Source organism: Nocardioides sp., assembly GCF_035429765.1.
Classification (GTDB): Bacteria; Actinomycetota; Actinomycetes; order Propionibacteriales; family Nocardioidaceae; genus Nocardioides.
Window position 1 is genome coordinate 1 of record NZ_DAOMFK010000044.1, and the last position, 18,009, is coordinate 18,009.

Genomic DNA, 18,009 nt, shown 5'->3' on the forward strand with positions numbered 1-18,009 from the left:
CCCTCCGCGCGCTGCACCGGAAGGCCGGGATCGCGCCGTGCACCCCCGGCCCGGGCCCGGCGGTCGACGGCGGGCTGCCGGCGGTCGCCCTGCCCTGCCTCGGCGGCGGCCAGGACGTCGACCTGTCCTCGCTGCGAGGCCCGCTGGTGGTGAACCTGTGGGCGTCCTGGTGCGGGCCCTGCCGCACCGAGATGCCGCTCCTCCAGCAGTTCCACGAGAAGTACGCCGGCCGCGTGGACGTCCTCGGCGTGGACTACCAGGACGTCCAGCCGCAGGCTGCGCTGGAGCTGGCCCGCGACTCCGGGGTCACCTACCCGCTGCTCGCCGACCCCCAGGGCGACCTCAACGGGGCCGACCCGTTCCCGGCGCTGCGAGGGCTGCCGTTCCTCGCCCTGGTGGCCCCCGACGGGACGGTGGTGCACCGGGAGTTCGTCGCGCTCAGCTCCCTCTCACAGCTGGAGGACCTGGTGGCCGAGCACCTGGGGGTGGCCCCGTGATCCCCGACTGGCTCGAGCCGGTCCGCGAGGGGGCCGCGTCGATCACCGTCCACGAGCTCACCCACTTCATGCCGCCGGGTGACGCCAGCCCGCGGCGCGGCGCGGTGCTCATGCTGTTCGGGGAGGGCCCCTCCGGGCCCGACGTCCTGCTCACCGAACGGGCCCACCACATGCGCTCCCACCCCGGGCAGGTCTCCTTCCCAGGCGGCTCGATCGACGAGGGGGAGAGCGTGGTGGCGGCCGCGCTGCGCGAGGGGCAGGAGGAGACCGGCCTGGACCCCTCCGGGGTCGAGGTGTTCGCCCAGCTCCCCGAGCTCTGGCTGCCGCCGAGCAACTTCGCGGTGACCCCGGTGCTGGCCTGGTGGGCCGCGCCCAGCCCGGTCTCCGTCGTCGATCCCGACGAGGTCCACGCGATCTACCGGGTGCCGGTGTCCGAGCTGATCGACCCGGCGCACCGGATCACCGTGCGCCACCCCAGCGGCTGGCTCGGCCCGGGCTTCGTCATCGGGGACCGCAAGGACGTCATCCTGTGGGGGTTCACCGCCGGCATCATCGCGCGGCTCTTCGACTACGTGGGCTGGTCGGTCCCCTGGGACGGCACCCGGGTGCGGGACCTGCCCGCCCACATGCTCCGCGGCCTCCCCCCTCGAGACGACCTGCCGCCGAACACCGACCTGCGGGAGCCGCGGTGAACCTGCTCGACTGGCTGCTCGTCGCGATGGTGCTGGCCTACGCGCTGTCCGGCTACTGGCAGGGCTTCATCACCGGCGCCTTCGCCACGATCGGGCTGCTGGCCGGCGGCCTCTTCGGCGTCTGGCTGGCGCCCCGGGCCCTCGGCGACGCCGAGCCGTCGGTGTGGGTCTCGCTGGGCGCGCTCTTCATCGTGATCCTGTCGGCCTCGCTGGGCCAGGCCCTGCTGCAGTACGTCGGGGCGCGCATCCGCGACCGGATCACCTGGCAGCCGGTGCGCGCCCTGGACGCGATGGGCGGGGCGGCGCTGAGCGCGGTGGCCGTGCTGCTGGTCGCCTGGGCGCTCGGGGTGGCGATCTCGGGCACGAGGCTGGACGGCATCACCACCCAGGTCCGCAACTCCGCAGTCCTCGCCCGCGTCAACCAGGCGCTGCCGGGCCAGGCCAACCAGCTGCTCGGCGCCTTCGACAACGTCGTGGGGACCACCTTCTTCCCCCGCTACCTGGAGCCGTTCGCTCCCGAGCGCATCGTCGAGGTCGGGCCCGGGCCCCAGCGGCTGCTGCGGGACCCGGACGTGCTGAGGGCCGGTGACAGCGTCGTGAAGGTCCGCGGCTCCAACAGCTGCGGCGAGGGAGTGGAGGGGTCCGGGTTCGTCTACAGCCCCGGCCGGGCGATGACCAACGCGCACGTCGTCGCCGGGGTCCGCGACCCCGAGGTCACCCTCGGCGACCAGACCCTCCCCGCGGAGGTCGTGCTCTACGACCCGGACCTGGACGTCGCCGTGCTCTCCTTCGCCGACCCGGGGACGCAGCCGCTGCCGTTCGACGTCGGCGCCCGCCCGGGCGCCGGCGTGGCCATCCTCGGCTTCCCCGAGGACGGACCGTTCGATGTGCAGACCGCCCGGATCCGTGCCGAGCAGCGGCTGCGCTCACCGAACATCTACGGCAACGACACGGTGCTGCGCGAGGTGTTCTCGCTGCGTGGCAGCGTGCGCCCCGGCAACTCGGGGGGCCCGATCGTGATGTCCTCCGGCGCAGTGGCCGGGATGATCTTCGCCGCCTCGGTCACCGACCGGGCCACCGGCTACGCGCTCACCGCCGAGCAGGTGCGCAGCAGTGCCGCCAGCGGGATCGCCGACGTGGACCCGGTCTCGACCGGGCGCTGCACCCGCTGAGTCGCCCTCGGCCTCAGGGGCGCTTGAGCGCGGCCGCGGCCTCCTGTGCCTGGTGGATGGCACGCTCGGGCCCGCGCACCAGCCGGACCTTGCGCACGCCCAGCCAGGCGAGCAGCGCCGCGAGCAGCAGGTACGCCGCGAAGACGATCAGGAAGGCCCACTGCAGCGCCAGCCCGTCGCCGTTCCAGTGGATCAGGTAGGCGAACGCCACCGACAGCATGATGATCGCCAGCAGCACCAGGAAGATCGCCGCGCCGAACAGGCCGGCGCCGGTGCCGCCGTTGCGCAGGCTGACCTTGAGCTCGGACTTGGCCAGCTGGATCTCCTGCTGGATCAGCGTGGAGACCTCGCGGCTCGCGTCGGTGACCAGTCGGCCGATGGTGGGGTCGGTGTCCTGGGGGAGGTCGCGTCCCATGTCAGCTCTCTTCCGTGTGCTCCGGCCGGCGTCTGCGTGGTCCGGTGCCGACCCTACAAGACCGTCGCCGTGTGTTCGACGGGCCCGTCTGAAAGGCTCGTCTCATGTCCGAGCCCTCCTTCGTGCGTCGCTTCCTGCCCGAGCTGGACTCCGGCGAGTCCACCTTTCTGGCGGCGTTCTTCCGCAGCGAGACGGTCGGGGGGCTGCTCGCACTGGCCGCCGCCGCGGTCGCGCTGGTGTGGGCGAACTCGCCGTGGGCCTCGTCGTACGACGCGCTGCTGCACCTGTTCATCGGACCCCTGGACGTCGAGCACTGGGCGGCCGACGGGGCGCTGACGCTGTTCTTCTTCGTCGCCGGCCTGGAGCTCAAGCGGGAGCTGGTGGTGGGCTCGCTGCGGCGGCCGGCCGACGCGGCGGTTCCCGTGGCGGCCGCCTGCTTCGGCGTCGCCGTGCCGGCCCTGATCTACCTGGTGGTGAACCTCGGCCCGGACGGCGAGCCGGGCGGCTGGGCGATCCCCTCGGCGACCGACATCGCCTTCGCCCTGGCGGTGCTGGCGGTCGTCGGCTCCAACCTGCCCACCTCGCTCCGGCTCTTCCTGCTCACCCTGGCCGTGGTCGACGACCTGATCGTGATCGTGATCATCGCGGTCTTCTTCACCAGCACCCTGCACCTGGGTGCGCTGGCGCTCGCGGTGGCCGCGTTCGCGGCGTACGCCTTCGGCCAGCACCGCCGCTGGCGCACGCCGCTGTTCTACGTGCCGGTGGCGCTGCTGGCGTGGTGGTGCGTCCACGAGAGCGGCATCCACGCCACCATCGCCGGGGTGGTGCTGGGGCTGCTCACCCGGGTCCGCCCCGACCCGAGCGAGGAGCGCAGCCCGGCGGAGCGGCTCGAGCACCGCCTCTCGCCGGCCTCGGCCAGCATCGCGGTGCCGTTCTTCGCGCTGATGTCGGCCGGCGTCCCGCTCCAGGGCGGCGGCGCGCTGCTGGACAGCCCGGTGGTGCTGGGTGTGGTTGCCGGGCTGGTGCTGGGCAAGCCGGTGGGCGTGCTCGCCGGCACCTGGCTGGTCACCCGGTTCACCCGGGCCGAGCTCAACGAGGACCTGGCCTGGCGCGACCTGGTGGGCGTCGCGGTGCTGGCGGGGATCGGCTTCACCGTCTCGCTGCTGGTCGCCGAGCTGACCTTCGAGGGCGACCTGCGGGACGCCGCCAAGACCGCCGTGCTCGCGGGCTCGGTGCTCTCAGCGGTGGTCGGGGCCCTGGTCCTGGGACACCGCGACCGGTTCCACGCGACCCGCTGACGGACCGGTCAGTCCGCCGCGCCGGTCCCCTCGCGGGCCTTGATCAGGTCCATCACCGTCGAGTCGGCCAGCGTCGTCACGTCGCCCACCTCACGGTGCTCGGCGATGTCCTTGAGCAGCCGGCGCATGATCTTGCCCGACCGGGTCTTGGGCAGCTCGGGGACGATCATCACCTGGCGCGGCTTGGCGATCGGGCCGATCTCGTGGGCCACGTGGTTGCGCAGCTCCTGGACGATGTCCTCCCCGCCGTCCCCGGCGGACTCGCGCAGGATGACGAACGCGCAGACGGCCTGCCCGGTCATGTCGTCGTGCGCGCCGACCACGGCGGCCTCGGCCACCTTGGGGTGGGAGACGAGCGCGGACTCGATCTCGGTCGTGGACAGGCGGTGTCCGGACACGTTCATCACGTCGTCGACCCGGCCCAGCAGCCACAGGTCGCCGTCCTCGTCCTTCTTCGCCCCGTCACCGGCGAAGTAGAGGCCCTCCCAGCGGGACCAGTAGGTGTCCTTGAAGCGCCGGTCGTCGCCCCACAGGGTGCGCAGCATGGCCGGCCAGGGCTCCCGCAGCACCAGGTAGCCGCCGGCGCCGTTCGGCACCGGCTCGGCCTGGTCGTTGACCACGTCCGCGCTGATGCCGGGGAGCGCGGTCATCGCCGAGCCGGGCTTGCCGTGGGTGACGCCGGGCAGCGGGCTGATCATGATCTGGCCGGTCTCGGTCTGCCACCAGGTGTCGACGACCGGCGCCCGCCCTCCGCCGATGTGCTCGCGGTACCAGACGTAGGCCTCGGGGTTGATCGGCTCGCCGACCGACCCCAGCAGCCGGACCGAGGACAGGTCGAAGCCGGCCGGGATGTCGTTGCCCCACTTCATGAAGGTCCGGATCGCGGTCGGTGCCGTGTAGAAGATGGTCACGCCGTACTTCTCGATGATCTCCCACCACCGGCCCTTGTGCGGGGCGTCCGGGGTGCCCTCGTACATCACCTGGGTGGCCCCGTTGGCGAGCGGCCCGTAGACCATGTAGGAGTGGCCGGTGACCCACCCCACGTCGGCGGTGCACCAGTACACGTCGGTCTCCGGCTTGAGGTCGAAGACCGCCCAGTGGGTGTACGACGTGCCCACGAGGTAGCCGCCGGTGGTGTGCAGGATCCCCTTGGGCTTGCCGGTGGTTCCGGAGGTGTACATCACGTACAGCGGGTGCTCCGAGTCGTGCAGCTCCGGCTCGTGCTCGGTCGGCTGCCGGTCCACCAGGTCGTGCCACCAGACGTCACGGCCGTCGTGCCAGGCGACGTCCTGGCCGGTACGCCGCACCACCAGCACCTTCTCCACCGGGGTGGCGCCCTCGGTCGCCGAAACCTTCTCGCAGGCCTCGTCGACCGCGGGCTTGAGCGCCGACGGGGCGCCCCGCCGGTAGCCGCCGTCGGCGGTGATGACCACCGTCGCCGCGCAGTCCACGACCCGCGAGGCCAGGGCGTCGGCGGAGAAGCCGCCGAAGACCACCGTGTGCGGGGCGCCGATGCGGGCGCAGGCGAGCATCGCGATCGCGGTCTCGGGGATCATCGGCATGTAGATGGCGACCCGGTCGCCCTTGGCCACCCCGAGCTCGGTGAGCGCGTGGGCGGTCCGGCAGACCTCGTCCTTCAGCTGGGCGTAGGTCAGGTCACGGGTGTCGCCCTCGGGCTCCCCCACCCAGTGGAGGGCCACCTTGTCGCCACGACCGGCGGCGACGTGCCGGTCGACGCAGTTCACCGAGGCGTTGATCGTGGCTCCGGTGAACCACTTGGCGAACGGCGGGTCCGACCAGTCCAGGACCTGCTCCCAGGGCTGGCCCCAGTCCAGCCGCTGGGCGGCCTCGGCCCAGAACGCCAGCCGGTCCTGGGACGCCCGCTCGTAGGCCTCGGCGGTGACGTTCGCCGAGGCCGCCAGGTCGGCCGGGGGAGCGAAGCGGCGCTCCTCGTGCAGCAGGTTCGAGAGGGTGTCGGACGACTGGTCGCTCACGGTGGGTCTCTCCTGGGTGGGTCTCGAGGGTGCGGAGGTCGGTTCCCTGGCTGGTCAGCCTAGTGGCCGGGGTCACAGGGGTCACGGGGTCGAGGGGTACGCCGGCGCCGCGGCGACCGGCGTACCCCTCCGGGTGGTCAGTGCTGCACGGCGGCCTCGGCTCCGGCGCCGGTGAGCGAGCGGACCTCGAGCTCGTCGAACTCCATGACCGCCTCCTTCTCCCGGGCCGTCACGGTGCCGAGCCAGCCGAGGAAGAACGCGACCGGGACGGAGACGATGGCCGGGTTCTCCAGCGGGAACCAGTGGAAGTCGACGCTGGCGGGGAAGAGCGAGAGGCTCTTCCCGGTCACCGGGTCCACCCCCTTGCCGGACATGACCGGCGAGAAGAACACCAGGGTGAGCGAGGTGACCAGTCCGCCGTAGATGCTCCAGGTGGCGCCCCGGGTGTTGAACCTGCGCCAGAACATGTTGTACAGGATCGACGGCAGGTTGGCCGACGCCGCGACCGCGAACGCCAGGGCGACCAGGAACGCGATGTTGAGGTTCTGCGCCGGGATCGCCAGCACGATCGCGATGCCGCCGAGCACGAACGCGGTGATCCGGGCGACCTTGATCTCGTCCTTGTCGCTGGCCTCGCCGTTGCGGAAGACCGAGTTGTAGAGGTCGTGGGCCACCGAGGTCGACGAGGCCAGGGTGAGTCCCGCGACCACGGCGAGGATCGTGGCGAACGCGATGGCGGCGATGACCGCCAGCAGCACGGCACCACCGGTGGTGCCCGGGCCACCGCCGACCGCCTCGGCGAGCAGCGGCGAGGCGAGGTTGCCCTTGCTCGCGACGATGTCGGCCCACTGGTCGCCCGTCACCAGCGCCCGCGCCCCGAAGCCGAGGACCAGCGTGAACAGGTAGAACGTGCCGATCAGGCCGATCGCCCAGAGCACCGACTTGCGGGCGTCCTTGGCGGTGGGCACGGTGTAGAAGCGGATCAGGATGTGCGGGAGACCCGCCGTACCCAGCACCAGGGCGATCGACAGCGAGAGGAAGTCGAGCTTGCTGGTGCCGTCGAGTCCGTACTTCAGGCCCGGCTCGAGGAAGGTCGAGCCGGTCGCTGTGGACGCCGTGCCGGCGGCCTCCGCCGCGGCGTCCGCGCTGGACTTGTAGTTGTCGGCGGCGGTGCCCAGCAGGTCGGAGAGGTTGAAACCGAACTTGGCCAGCACCAGCACCACGATCAGGGCGGAGCCGAGCATGAGCAGGACCGCCTTGATGATCTGCACCCAGGTGGTGCCCTTCATCCCCCCGACGGTGACGTAGAAGATCATCAGCAGGCCGACACCGACGATGGTGAAGTTCTTGATGCCCTGGCTCTCCACTCCCAGGAGCAGCGCGACCAGCGCGCCGGCGCCGACCATCTGGGCCAGCAGGTAGAACACCGACACCGCCACGGTCGAGACGGCGGCCGCGGTGCGGACCGGCTTCTGGTGCATCCGGTAGGCGAGCTGGTCGGCCATGGTGTAGCGCCCCGAGTTGCGCAGCAGCTCGGCGACCAGCAGGAGGGCCACCAGCCACGCGACCAGGAAGCCGATCGAGTAGAGGAACCCGTCGTACCCCGCCAGCGCGATGGCGCCGGAGATGCCGAGGAACGAGGCGGCCGACATGTAGTCGCCGCCGATGGCCAGGCCGTTCTGGAAGCCGGAGAAGTTGCGGCCACCGGCGTAGTAGTCGGCGGCGCCGGAGGTGGACCGGCTGGCCCAGACGGTGACGGCGACGGTGGCGAGCACGATCAGCCCGAACAGCACCGAGGTGAGCATCTGGTGCGTGTCGCCGCCCGAGGCCGCCATCACGACGGTGTGCGCGCTCATGCGTGGTCACCCTTCTCGAACCGGGCGCGGATCCTTCCGGCCAGGGGGTCGAACTTCGCCGCCGCGTGGCGCGAGTAGAGCCAGGCGATCAGGAAGGTGCTGACGAACTGGAGCAGACCCAGGAGCAGGCCCAGGTTGACGGTGCCGAAGACCGTGGTGGCCATGAAGTCCGGCGCCCAGTTCGACAAGATGACGAACAGGAAGTACCAGGACAAGAAGGCCACGGTCCAGGGGAGGACGAAGCCGCGGTAGCGGCGGCGCAGCTCGACGAAGTCCTCGCTCTCGGCGAGCTCCCGGTAGAGCGGGTCGTTGAGCTGGGCGTGCGTGTGTGCTCCCGGCTGGTGCTGTTGTGGAGGTGAAGTGGTCACCTGCGGCACTCCTTTCGGCGGGCTGGCGCGTGGACGTGTGACTCCGGTCACGGTGGCCCAGGAGGACGGTCCGCGGGCAGGGCTCCGGGTCGGACCGTCGCCCAGCGGGGAGGCGGCTTCGCCCAGCGGTCGGTCCGGCACGACGAACGGTCGCCGGCTCCCCGGTCGCGCGTCGCGTAGCGTGGGCCGCGTGGACGCCGGTGCCCTGCTGGAGGCCTACGACAGCCAGCTGCGCGAGGAGGGCGAGCTCGCGCACGCGCAGTCGACGCGGCGGCGCCCGCCGGTCTGGTGGGCGCGGTTCGGGGACCGTGGCCTGGTGACCTACCGGGCGCTGGGCGGTCTGGAGGGGGCGGCGCTGGACGCGCTCATCGAGGAGACCGTCGCGCACTTCCGCGACGAGACCGAGGTGGTCACCTTCGAGTGGAAGACCCGGGGGCACGACGCCCCGGTCGACCTGGGTCGGCACCTGACCGCGCACGGTCTGGTCGCCGAGCCCGAGGAGACCGTGATGGTGGGCGAGGCGGCGGCCCTGGCGGTGGACGTGTCGGTGCCGGCCGGGGTGACCCTGCGGCGAGCCGGGGAGGGCCACGACCTGCTGGCCGACGTACGCCGCTGCGCGGCCATGCAGGAGGCCGTGTTCGGCCGCTCCGGGGGGCTGGACGCCGAGGACCTGGCCCACCAGATCGCCCGCGACCCGGCGCACCTGGAGCTGTGGCTGGCCGAGGCGGACGGCCGGGTCGTCAGCGCGGGTCGGCTCGACGTCGTGCGGGGCACCCGGTTCGCGGGGCTGTGGGGTGGGGCCACCCTGGAGGAGTGGCGCCGCCGGGGCCTCTACCGGGCACTGACCGCGGCGCGCGCCCGCTCCGCCCTCGCGCTCGGGGTCGCCTTCCTGCACAGCGACTGCACGCCGATGTCCCGGCCGATCCTGCAGCGCAGCGGCCTGGTCCCGGTGACCACGACCACGCCGTACGTCTGGACCCGCTGACGGGTCAGCCGCGGTCGAGCTCGACGGCCTCGGGCGTGTGCAGGCGCACCATGAACGTGGTGACGTGCGCCGAGCGGCGGGAGGCGGTGAGCCGGGAGACGACCACCATGGTGAGGAACGCGGCGGGGACCGACCACGCCGCCGGCTGCGAGAGCAGCGCCGAGCCCCAGGAGTCCCCCGGCCCGGCGGTGAAGGTCCACAGCACCGCGGCGCCGGAGAGGGCACCTCCCACCAGCAGCCCGGCGATCGCCCCCACGTCGGTCAGGCGCGACCACCAGATGCCCAGGACCAGCAGCGGGCAGAAGGTCGAGGCGGCCACCGCGAACGCCAGCCCGACGGCGGTCGCCACGCCCACGTCGGCGGCGAGCACGGCCAGGGCGTAGGGGAACGCCACGGCGATCACGGCCGCCACCCGGAACGCGGTGACCCCGGGCAGCCAGCGGCTGACCAGGTCCTGGGAGACCACGCCGGCCACGGCCACGGTGAGCCCGGAGGAGGTGGAGAGGAACGCAGCGAACGCCCCGGCGACCAGCAGCGCCCCCAGCAGCTCCGCACCGGTGCCGCCGAGCATCCGCTGGGGCAGCTCGAGCACCACCGCGTCGGACCGGCCCGCGCCGACGAGGTCGGCGGCGTAGACGCGGCCCAGCGCGCCGTACACGGGGGGCAGCACGTAGAAGAGGCCGAGCAGCCCGAGCACGACCAGGGTGGTGCGCCGGGCCGCGCGGCCGTCGGGGTTGGTGTAGAAGCGCACCGCCACGTGGGGCAGACCCATCGTGCCGAGGAACGTCGCGACGATCAGCGAGTACGTCGCGTAGAGCGGGTGCCCGCCCTGACCGGTGCCGTGGCCGGACAGCGGGTCTGCCCAGCCCCCGTCCCGGCCCAGGGCGCCGTGCGCGGCGTCCGCCGGCGAGGGGGAGCCGTCACCGAACCACACGAGCAGCAGGAACACCGCGGGCAGCAGCAGCGCGGTCAGCTTCAGCCAGTACTGGAAGGCCTGCGCGAAGGTCACCGACCGCATCCCGCCCGCCAGCACGCTGGCCAGCACGACCACCGCGACCACCAGCCCCCCGAGCCGGGCGTCCAGCCCGGTCGCGAGCCGCAGGGTCAGGCCCGCCCCCTGGAACTGGGGGATCAGGTAGAGCCACCCGATGCCCACGACCAGCAGCGAGGTGACGCCCCGGACCTGGCGGGACTCCAGCCGGGCCTGGGCGAAGTCGGGCAGCGTGTAGGCCCCGGAGCGGCGCAGCGGGGCGGCGACGAGGACCATCAGGACCAGGTAGCCGGCGGTCCAGCCGACCGGGTACCACAGCATCTCCGCGCCGTAGGCCAGCACCAGGCCGGCCACACCGAGGAAGGACGCGGCGGAGAGGTACTCCCCTCCGATCGCCGAGGCGTTGAGCAGGGGCCGCACGGTGCGGGAGGCGACGAAGAAGTCGGAGGTCGTGCGGGCGAGCCGCAGGCTCCAGGTGCCGATCGCGATGGTCAGGAACGACACCACCACCACGGCGGTCAGCCCCGCGGTGTGGCTCACCGCTCCCGCACCATCTCGGTGAAGGTGCGCTCGTTGCGCTCGGCACGCCGGATGTACGCCCAGCCCAGCGCGAGCAGCACCGGGTAGACGCCGAAGCCGAGCAGGCACCACGCGAGCGGCATGCCCAGCACCCGGGTGGCGGCGAGCCCGGGAGCCAGGTGGAACAGCAGCGGGAGCCCGCCGACGAGCACGGCGAGCAGCGCCAGGACCCCCAGCGCGAGCCGGAGCTGGGCACGCAGCAGCGAGCGGAGGAACACCGCCCCGAGCTCGGTCTGCGCGTCGATCTCCGTCGTCACCTGCTGCCGCGTCCGCCGCACACCGGTGCTGCCGGTGTGCGGGGAGGTGACCCGCACCCTGGCCGGGGGTGGCGGCTCGGGCGTCACGTGCCGCCGCCCGGGCGGGTACGCCGGACCAGCAGGTCTCGCAGCTCGCGGGTGTGCCGCCGGCTGACCGACAGCTCCTTGCCGTCGACCAGGACCGTGCACCGCCCCGCGTCGGTGCGGATCTCCTGCACGTGCGGCAGCGACACCAGCAGCGAGCGGTGGATCCGGACGAACCCGGCCTCGCGCCACTCCGCCTCGAGCGTTGCCAGCGGGGTACGCAGGAGGTGGCTGCCCTGGGTGGTGTGCAGCCGGGCGTAGTCACCCTGCGCCTCGACGTAGCGGATGTCGGCCCGCGAGATGAAGCGGGTGCGTCCGCCCAGCTCGACGGCGATCTGGTCGTCGGTGCGCGCGGCCGGGCGGCCGCCGCCCTCGACGACGCGGCGTACCGCCTCGGCCAGCCGGTCCTCGCGCACCGGCTTGAGCACGTAGTCGACCGCGTTCAGCTCGAACGCCTCCACGGCGTGGCGGTCGTGCGCGGTGACGAACACCACCGGCGGCGGGCTCTTGAAGCGGGAGAGGACCTGCGCCAGCTCCAGGCCGCTCAGCCCCGGCATCGAGATGTCGAGGAACACCGCGTCCACCGCCAGGTCCTGCAGCACACGCAGGGCCTCGGTGGCCGTGTCGCTGGTGAGCACGCCCTGCACGCGCGGGTCCTGCCGGAGCAGGAACGCCAGCTCGTCCAGTGCCGGACGCTCGTCGTCGATCGCCAGCACCCGCAGCCCCCGCGGGGGCGACTGGCCGGGTCGCCCGGTCACGGTCGCACCCCTGGCGCGTACTTCGGCACCCGCACCGTCACCTTGGTCCCGGCGCCGGGCGCGGTCTCCACCACCAGCCCGTACTCGTCGCCGAAGGCACGGCGCAGCCGCTCGTCCACGTTGCCCAGCCCGACCGAGTCCGTCGTCTGGTCGCCGGCCAGCGCCCGGCGTACCCGCTCGGGGTCCTCGCCCTGACCGTCGTCCTCGATGGCGATCTCGCAGTCCCTGTCCCGGTCCCGAGCCAGGATCGTGATGGTGCCGCCGTCCGGCCGGCCCTCCAGACCGTGCTGCACGGCGTTCTCCACCAGCGGCTGGAGGCACAGGAACGGGACCGCGACCGGGAGCACCTCGGGGGCGATCCGCAGGATGACCCGGAGCCGGTCACCGAACCGGGCCTGCTCGAGCATCAGGTACCGCTCGATCGAGCGCAGCTCCTCCGACAGCGTGGTGTACTCCCCGTGCCGGCTGAAGGAGTAGCGGGTGAAGTCGGCGAACTCCAGCAGCAGCTCACGGGCCCGGTCGGGGTCGGTGCGCACGAAGCTGGCGATCGCGCCCAGGGAGTTGTAGATGAAGTGCGGAGAGATCTGGGCGCGCAGGGCACGGACCTCGGCCTCCATCAGCCGGGTCCGCGAGGCGTCGAGCTCGGCCAGCTCCAGCTGTCCGGAGACCCAGCCGGCCACCTCGTCGGCGGCCCGCGCCAGTCCGGCGGTCGGGGTGGGTCCGAAGACCTGGAGCGTGCCGACCACGCGGTCCTCGACGAACAGCGGCGAGACGATCGCGTTCCGGACCGGGCAGCCGTGCACCTCGCAGGACCGCTGGCGGAGAGAGACCACCCTGGTCGCCCCCGACTCCGTGGCCGCCCGCGCCAGCTCCGGCGCCCCCTCGGCGTGGTGCTCACCCTCCCCGTCCCACGCCAGCAGGCGGCTCTCGTCGGTGAGGGCGACCGCGAGGGCGCCCAGCAGGGTGCGCAGATGCTTGATGCTCCGCTCGGCGCTGGTCACCGTGAGACCCTCGCGCAGCGCGGGGGAGGCGAGGCTGGCGGTGTGCAGGGTCCGGAAGGTGGCCCGGTCGGCCTCGGAGCCCAGGTGGGGGCGTCCTCGGTAGCGTGACCAGGGCACGACGGGGGTGCGGCTCCGGGTCATGGTGCGTGACGCTAATGCGTGCCCTGGGCCACCGGAAGTACCCCGGTCAGCGGAAGTCGATCAGCAGCATCTCGGTCTCGCTGCCGTCCGTGGCCCCGTCGCCGGGGATGTCCACCGGGATTCCGCCCTCGAGCGCCGTCCCCGGTGGCGCCGGACGCGCCTCGGCGATGACCCGGGCGCGGTAGCACCGGGTCAGGTACGGCAGCTGCATGCCGTCCATCCCGCGGCCGTAGTCGTCGTAGAAGGCCAACGCCTCGGACAGCTTGGCCGCCCGCGCCTCCTTCTCCAGCACCGCGACGTTGGACCTCGAGAGCACCAGGTCCACGAGCGTCTCGCGGTTGACGTCCTGCCAGATCGTGAAGGTCCGCTCCTCCACGAAGCCGAACAGCTCGGAGGCCACCAGCGGCTGCGCGGGCTCGGCCGGCTGCCCCTGGGAGTCGATGATCCGGCCCAGCCGGCGCACCCACGGGATCCGCTCGTCGCGCTGGTTCCAGGCCAGGGCGAGCATCCCGCCCGGCTTGAGGACCCGTGCGATCTCTGGCAGTGCGTGGTCCAGGTCGAACCAGTGGAAGCACTGGGCGGCCACGACGACGTCCACCGACCGGTCCGGCAGCCCGGTCTCCTCCGCCGACGCGACCCGGGTCCGGGCTGACGGCAGCCGCTCGCGCAGCACCGCGAGCATCGACGGGTCGGGGTCGGTGGCCAGCACGTCGTGCCCCAGGGCGAGCAGCTCGGCGGTCAGCTTGCCGGTGCCGGCCCCGAGCTCGAGGATCTCGGCCGCGCCCCGGCCCACCAGCCAGGCGGCGGCCTCGCGCGGGTAGGCCGGTCGCCCACGGTCGTAGGACGCCGCCACGGGCCCGAAGGACCGCGCCTGGCGTCGGAGCTCCTCATCCATCCCCCGCAGGCTACCCGCCGGACGCCTCCCCGAGCCGTAGCCGCACGCCGACCCGTCACAAATGGCGAGGTGCGTGAGCCGGGTGGGACTGGAGCGCCGCCATTTGTGACGGGTCGGCGGGGTGCGTAGCGTGCGGGGCTATGGGTACGCCGTCGTGGGCAGGTCGGGTGCCGGGGCAGTGGGCGGACCTGTTCGAGCTGGAGGGCGTGGCCTCCGCCCTGGTCGCCACCCGGGACGGCATCGACGCGGTGCTGCGCGACCGTGGCCTGCGGCGGACCCCTCCCGAGGCGACGGTGGAGTCGCTGCTGCTCGGTGCCCACGCCAGCGCCCTGCTCGAGGGCTCGACCGCCACCGTGCAGCAGGTCCGCGACGGGGTCGGGGACGAGGTGGCCCGCGCGGCCGTGCGGATCTCCACCGAGCTGCTCTCCCTCGGGCCGGTGCTGAGCCGTTCACCGCTCCAGGTCCTCGCCCGCCTGCACACCCTGGCGGCGGCCGGCGACGTCGACCCCGAGGTGCTCGGTCGTCCCCGGGGCGCGGCGTCGGCCGCGCGGCTGCAGGCCCTCGGCGGGCTGCTGTCCGCCCCGGGTGAGACCCCCGCCCTGCTGGTCGCGGCCCTCGCCCACGCGGAGGTGGCGACCGCGACACCCTTCGTCGCCCGCAACGGCCTGGTGGCCCGGGCGCTGGAACGCCTGGTCCTGGTCTCGCGCGGGGTGGACGAGAAGTCGTTGCTGGTCCCCGAGGCCGGCCACCTGGCGCTGCGCCCGGCGTACGAGTCGAACCTCCGGGCCTACCGCGACGGGGGAGCGGCAGGGGCGCATGCCTGGCTGCTGTACGCAGCGGAGGCCTACACCGCCGGTGCCGAGGCGAGTCCTCTGCGCCGGGCGGCGGAGTAGCCGCCCTCGCGCGCGAGCGGCACCCGCTCGCTGGACCGGATGCCGCTCGCTGACACGTGAGGCCGTGGCTACCAGGCGTGCTGTCACTAGTGCTGCCGCGGGAGTCCCGGGACAGGCGCCCTGATGAAGGGTGGGTCGCCGCGTGGGTACCCGGCTCACATGCCGCTGTGGAGCTGTGGAGTTAGTCCCCTGACTCGTTTCTACGCCCTCCCTGGGCGGCCTTCAAGGCTTGACTTTGCCCTTCAGACCGACATCCGCCGCCGGCGGGCGCTCGCCCACAGCATCCCGCCGACCGTCAGCGCGCCGCCGACCGCCAGCGTGGCGAGCGTCGGTCGGGCCACCCGTTCCACCCGGGAGCGCAGCGTCACCGGCCGGGTGAACACCAGCACCGGCCAGTCCCTGCTCTCGGCCACCCGGCGCAGCTCGCGGTCCGGGTTCACCGCGCAGGGGTGGCCGACGGCCTCGAGCATGTGGACGTCGGTGATGGAGTCGCTGTAGGCGTAGCACTCGGCCAGGTCGTAGCCCCGCTCGGCTGCGAGCTGCGCGATCGCGCGGGCCTTCTCCTCGGCGTACGCGTAGTACTCGATCTCGCCGGTGTACCTGCCCTCGGCGATCTGCAGCCGGGTAGCGACCACCCGGTCCGCCCCCAGCATCTCCCCGATCGGCTCGACCACCTCGGTCCCCGAGGAGGACACGATCACGATGTCGCGGCCGGCGGCCCGGTGCTCCTCGATGAGGGAGACCGCCTCCTCGTAGACCAGTGGGTCCACCACGTTGTGCAGGGTGTCCGCCACGATCTCCCGCACGGTCGCCACGTCCCACCCCGCGACCAGCTGCGACATGAACTGCCGCATCTTCTCCATCTGGTCGTGGTCGGCTCCTCCGGCGAGGAAGACGAACTGGGCGTAGACCGTACGCAGCACCGCACGCCGGGTGATCAGTCCCCCGGCGTGGAACGGCCTGCTGAACGCCAACGAGCTCGAGGTGGCGATGATCGTCTTGTCGAGGTCGAAGAACGCCGCGGTCGGGCGGGACGCCATGTCGGCCATCCTAGGGCGCGCGGCCTGCGGCCCACCGGGCCATTGACCGCGAGGACCGTGGCGGAGTAGACACGAGACAGCGATCCAGCGAGGCCTCATGGGGGGACGTGTCATGCCCGCGATCTTGCGTACTCTCAGTTCCCTGCTCCTGCTTGCGGTGCCGGCGGCGGGAGTGCTGCTGCCGGCGGCACCGGTCGGTGCGGTGGACGACCCGGTCCTCGTGGACCGCGCCTCCGCGGCCGGTCTGGCCCAGTCGCAGCGCAGCTGGTCGAACTCGACGGTCGACTTCAACGGGGACGGGCTGGAGGAGGTCCTCAACGTCTTCCACCAGTACACCGACTCCTGGGTGTACCGGAACAACGGCGACGGCACCTTCCGGCAGGCCTTCAAGATCCCACGGGTCAACAGCCAGGGCGGCGTGTTCGACCGTCACGACTGCGAGTGGTACGACGTCGACGGCAACGACCTGCCGGACGCCTACTGCTCCGGTGGCAGGAACCAGTCGAACTACGTGAAGACCGCCGAGAAGGACAACGAGCTGTGGCTGCAGCTGACGCCCGGCCAGTTCACCGACCGCGGGACCCAGTGGGGGGTCGGGGACCCGTGCGGACGCGGCCGGATGGTCGCCTTCCTCGACGTCAACAACGACGGCTGGAAGGACCTGTTCGTCGGCAACCAGGCCGGCCGGCCGGTGAGCGACCCCTGCGACACCGCTGGCACCTACCTGCCGGAGGGGTCGAAGGTGTTCCTCAACAACGCCGGGCGGTCGCTGACCTACTCCGCGCAGTGGAGCACGTTCCGGGGCAACGCCGGGGTGCGGTGCGCCGTTCCCCTCGACTACAACCGTGACGGCCGGATGGACCTGCTCGCCTGCACCTTCCGCAACAACCTGGCGCAGCTGTACCGCAACACCGGGTCGGGGTTCGCCGACGCCAGCGCCGCCGTGCCGATCGGCAAGATCTCCGACGCGGCGGTGGGCGACCTCGACGGCGACGGCATCCCGGACCTGGTGATGAGCGACGTCAACGGTCTCACCTACCGCCGCGGCCTGGCCTCGGGCCTCGGGCCTTCGGTTCGGGTGTGGACCGCACCCTCCAACGCCGACGGGCTGGCGGTGGCGATGGGCGACATCCAGGGCGACGGCCTGACCGACGTCTACCTGGTGACCGACTCCACCTCCTCCTCGACCAACCCGACCGACCGGCTGTTCGTCAACCACGGCGGTTTCAGCTTCGTGGGCCTGACCCCTCCGGCCGCCGGCGGGATGGGTGACGCGGTCACCGCCGTCGACGTGTACGGCGACGGCCGGGCCCAGTTCGTCGTCCTCAACGGACGGGAGAAGCGGGTCGGGCCCGTCCAGCTGATCGCTGCCGCACCCTGACCGAGCCCCGGTCCGTCCACAGCAGCCCACGCCCGGGGCCGCGTCCACAGGCGACCCCGGCGGGGCAGGCCCAGTCGCCCCGGTAGGACGATGCTGCGGACGTGGCAGTCCCGCTGATCCTCACCCGTGACGAACCCCTGCGCGAGACGCTGGTGCGACTGGCCGCCGCCGCGGGCACCGGGGCCGACGTGGTCGGCGAGGTGGAGCAGGGCCTGCGGGCCTGGCTCGCGGCGCCGCTGGTGCTCGTCGGAGCCGACCTGGCGCCAGCGCTCGCCGGAATGACCCCACCGCGGCGGCCCGGCGTGGTCGTGGTCGACACGGCCGTGGACACCGAGCTGTTCCGGGTGGCCCTGGACCTGGGGGCCGAGCAGGTCGTCGAGCTCCCCGACGGCAGCCGCCGGCTGGCCGAGCTCCTCGCCGACGTGGCCGATCCCGTGGGGACGCCGGCGACCACCCTCGGCGTGGTCGGCGGGTGCGGAGGTGCGGGCTCCTCGGTGCTCGCGTGCGCGATCGGCCAGGTGGCCGCCCGCGGCGTCCCGGCGCTGGTCATCGACACCGACCCGGCCGGTCCCGGCTTGGACCGGGTGCTCGGGCTGGAGTCCGTCGACGGGGTGCGGTGGGAGGACCTGCAGAGCTCCGCCGGCCGGCTCGGCGGCCGGGCGCTGCGGGTGGCGCTGCCCCGCCGCGAGAACCTCGGTGTCCTCACCTGGCG

At 72.9% G+C, this 18,009-nt stretch carries 18 protein-coding genes; 8 read left to right on the plus strand and 10 right to left on the minus strand.

The genetic code is table 11. The annotated features are described in order from the left end of the window. The 3 genes from PLP61_RS06525 to PLP61_RS06535 all read left to right on the plus strand — a co-directional run. A partial coding sequence (locus PLP61_RS06525; protein WP_324501554.1) for a TlpA family protein disulfide reductase occupies positions 1-497 on the plus strand: 497 nt, incomplete at its 5' end. Next, positions 494-1,189 (plus strand): NUDIX hydrolase, encoded by a 696-nt coding sequence (locus tag PLP61_RS06530; RefSeq protein ID WP_324501556.1) that lies wholly within the window; start codon positions 494-496, stop codon positions 1,187-1,189. The genes PLP61_RS06525 and PLP61_RS06530, both read left to right, overlap by 4 nt. Further along, a complete protein-coding gene (locus tag PLP61_RS06535; protein WP_324501558.1) occupies positions 1,186-2,361 on the plus strand; it encodes a MarP family serine protease in 1,176 nt (391 codons plus the stop codon). Before PLP61_RS06530 ends, PLP61_RS06535 begins: the two co-directional genes overlap by 4 nt. A 13-nt stretch (positions 2,362-2,374) precedes the next feature. Here the strand turns inward: PLP61_RS06535 and PLP61_RS06540 are convergent, their stop codons facing one another. Then, positions 2,375-2,776: a phage holin family protein gene (locus PLP61_RS06540; protein WP_324501560.1), complete on the minus strand. Its 402-nt coding sequence runs from the start codon at positions 2,774-2,776 to the stop codon at positions 2,375-2,377. A 104-nt stretch (positions 2,777-2,880) separates the two neighbouring features. Between PLP61_RS06540 and nhaA the strand changes: the two genes are divergently transcribed. After that, a complete protein-coding gene (nhaA, locus tag PLP61_RS06545; protein WP_324501562.1) occupies positions 2,881-4,074 on the plus strand; it encodes a Na+/H+ antiporter NhaA in 1,194 nt (397 codons plus the stop codon). Between the two features lie 8 nt (positions 4,075-4,082). Here nhaA and acs read toward each other — a convergent pair whose 3' ends face one another. From acs to PLP61_RS06560, 3 genes are all read right to left on the minus strand, one after another. Then, positions 4,083-6,068 carry an acetate--CoA ligase gene (gene acs, locus PLP61_RS06550; protein ID WP_324501564.1) on the minus strand — a complete coding sequence of 662 codons (1,986 nt, stop codon included), beginning with the start codon at positions 6,066-6,068 and terminating at the stop codon, positions 4,083-4,085. Between the two features lie 137 nt (positions 6,069-6,205). Beyond that, complete coding sequence (locus PLP61_RS06555; protein WP_324501565.1) at positions 6,206-7,924, minus strand: monocarboxylic acid transporter; 1,719 nt, start codon at positions 7,922-7,924, stop codon at positions 6,206-6,208. Next, on the minus strand, positions 7,921-8,292 hold the full coding sequence (locus tag PLP61_RS06560; protein WP_324501567.1) for a DUF485 domain-containing protein: 372 nt from the start codon (positions 8,290-8,292) through the stop codon (positions 7,921-7,923). Before PLP61_RS06560 ends, PLP61_RS06555 begins: the two co-directional genes overlap by 4 nt. 190 nt (positions 8,293-8,482) lie before the next feature. On the opposite strand from PLP61_RS06560, the gene PLP61_RS06565 reads away from it, so the two are divergent. Next, complete coding sequence (locus tag PLP61_RS06565) at positions 8,483-9,277, plus strand: GNAT family N-acetyltransferase (RefSeq protein WP_324501569.1); 795 nt, start codon at positions 8,483-8,485, stop codon at positions 9,275-9,277. Between the two features lie 4 nt (positions 9,278-9,281). Here the strand turns inward: PLP61_RS06565 and PLP61_RS06570 are convergent, their stop codons facing one another. The 5 genes from PLP61_RS06570 to PLP61_RS06590 form a co-directional block, all read right to left on the minus strand. After that, complete coding sequence (locus tag PLP61_RS06570) at positions 9,282-10,808, minus strand: sodium/solute symporter (RefSeq protein WP_324501571.1); 1,527 nt, start codon at positions 10,806-10,808, stop codon at positions 9,282-9,284. Further along, complete coding sequence (locus tag PLP61_RS06575; RefSeq protein ID WP_324501573.1) at positions 10,805-11,104, minus strand: DUF485 domain-containing protein; 300 nt, start codon at positions 11,102-11,104, stop codon at positions 10,805-10,807. The genes PLP61_RS06570 and PLP61_RS06575 overlap by 4 nt, the downstream gene beginning before the upstream one ends. Before the next feature lie 83 nt (positions 11,105-11,187). Beyond that, entirely contained in the window at positions 11,188-11,946 is a 759-nt protein-coding gene (locus PLP61_RS06580) for a LytR/AlgR family response regulator transcription factor (RefSeq protein ID WP_324501575.1), read from the minus strand. Further along, positions 11,943-13,088, minus strand: coding sequence for a histidine kinase (locus PLP61_RS06585; RefSeq protein WP_324501577.1), 1,146 nt, complete (start codon positions 13,086-13,088; stop codon positions 11,943-11,945). Before PLP61_RS06585 ends, PLP61_RS06580 begins: the two co-directional genes overlap by 4 nt. Positions 13,089-13,134: 46 nt before the next feature. Beyond that, positions 13,135-13,983 carry a class I SAM-dependent methyltransferase gene (locus PLP61_RS06590; RefSeq protein ID WP_324501579.1) on the minus strand — a complete coding sequence of 283 codons (849 nt, stop codon included), beginning with the start codon at positions 13,981-13,983 and terminating at the stop codon, positions 13,135-13,137. A 140-nt stretch (positions 13,984-14,123) separates the two neighbouring features. Here PLP61_RS06590 and PLP61_RS06595 point away from each other — a divergent pair, with 140 nt between their 5' ends. Further along, positions 14,124-14,876, plus strand: coding sequence for a Fic family protein (locus PLP61_RS06595; RefSeq protein ID WP_324501582.1), 753 nt, complete (start codon positions 14,124-14,126; stop codon positions 14,874-14,876). 242 nt (positions 14,877-15,118) lie between these two features. Here the strand turns inward: PLP61_RS06595 and PLP61_RS06600 are convergent, their stop codons facing one another. Beyond that, positions 15,119-15,925: an HAD family hydrolase gene (locus PLP61_RS06600; RefSeq protein WP_502888979.1), complete on the minus strand. Its 807-nt coding sequence runs from the start codon at positions 15,923-15,925 to the stop codon at positions 15,119-15,121. A gap of 103 nt (positions 15,926-16,028) precedes the next feature. Between PLP61_RS06600 and PLP61_RS06605 the strand changes: the two genes are divergently transcribed. Together PLP61_RS06605 and ssd are read left to right on the plus strand one after the other, a co-directional pair. Next, positions 16,029-17,297 (plus strand): FG-GAP repeat domain-containing protein, encoded by a 1,269-nt coding sequence (locus PLP61_RS06605; RefSeq protein WP_324501584.1) that lies wholly within the window; start codon positions 16,029-16,031, stop codon positions 17,295-17,297. 101 nt (positions 17,298-17,398) lie between these two features. Continuing rightward, a partial coding sequence (gene ssd / locus PLP61_RS06610) for a septum site-determining protein Ssd (protein ID WP_324501586.1) occupies positions 17,399-18,009 on the plus strand: 611 nt, incomplete at its 3' end.

Bases quoted from the DNA above. Each gene is read 5' to 3' on its own strand.
- PLP61_RS06540 (WP_324501560.1), bottom strand. From the start codon at position 2,776: ATGGGACGCGACCTCCCCCAGGACACCGACCCCACCATCGGCCGACTG.
- nhaA (WP_324501562.1), top strand. From the start codon at position 2,881: ATGTCCGAGCCCTCCTTCGTGCGTCGCTTCCTGCCCGAGCTGGACTCC.
- PLP61_RS06555 (WP_324501565.1), bottom strand. From the start codon at position 7,924: ATGAGCGCGCACACCGTCGTGATGGCGGCCTCGGGCGGCGACACGCAC.
- PLP61_RS06585 (WP_324501577.1), bottom strand. From the start codon at position 13,088: ATGACCCGGAGCCGCACCCCCGTCGTGCCCTGGTCACGCTACCGAGGA.
- PLP61_RS06590 (WP_324501579.1), bottom strand. From the start codon at position 13,983: ATGGATGAGGAGCTCCGACGCCAGGCGCGGTCCTTCGGGCCCGTGGCG.
- PLP61_RS06595 (WP_324501582.1), top strand. From the start codon at position 14,124: ATGGGTACGCCGTCGTGGGCAGGTCGGGTGCCGGGGCAGTGGGCGGAC.
- PLP61_RS06600 (WP_502888979.1), bottom strand. From the start codon at position 15,925: ATGGCCGACATGGCGTCCCGCCCGACCGCGGCGTTCTTCGACCTCGAC.
- PLP61_RS06605 (WP_324501584.1), top strand. From the start codon at position 16,029: ATGCCCGCGATCTTGCGTACTCTCAGTTCCCTGCTCCTGCTTGCGGTG.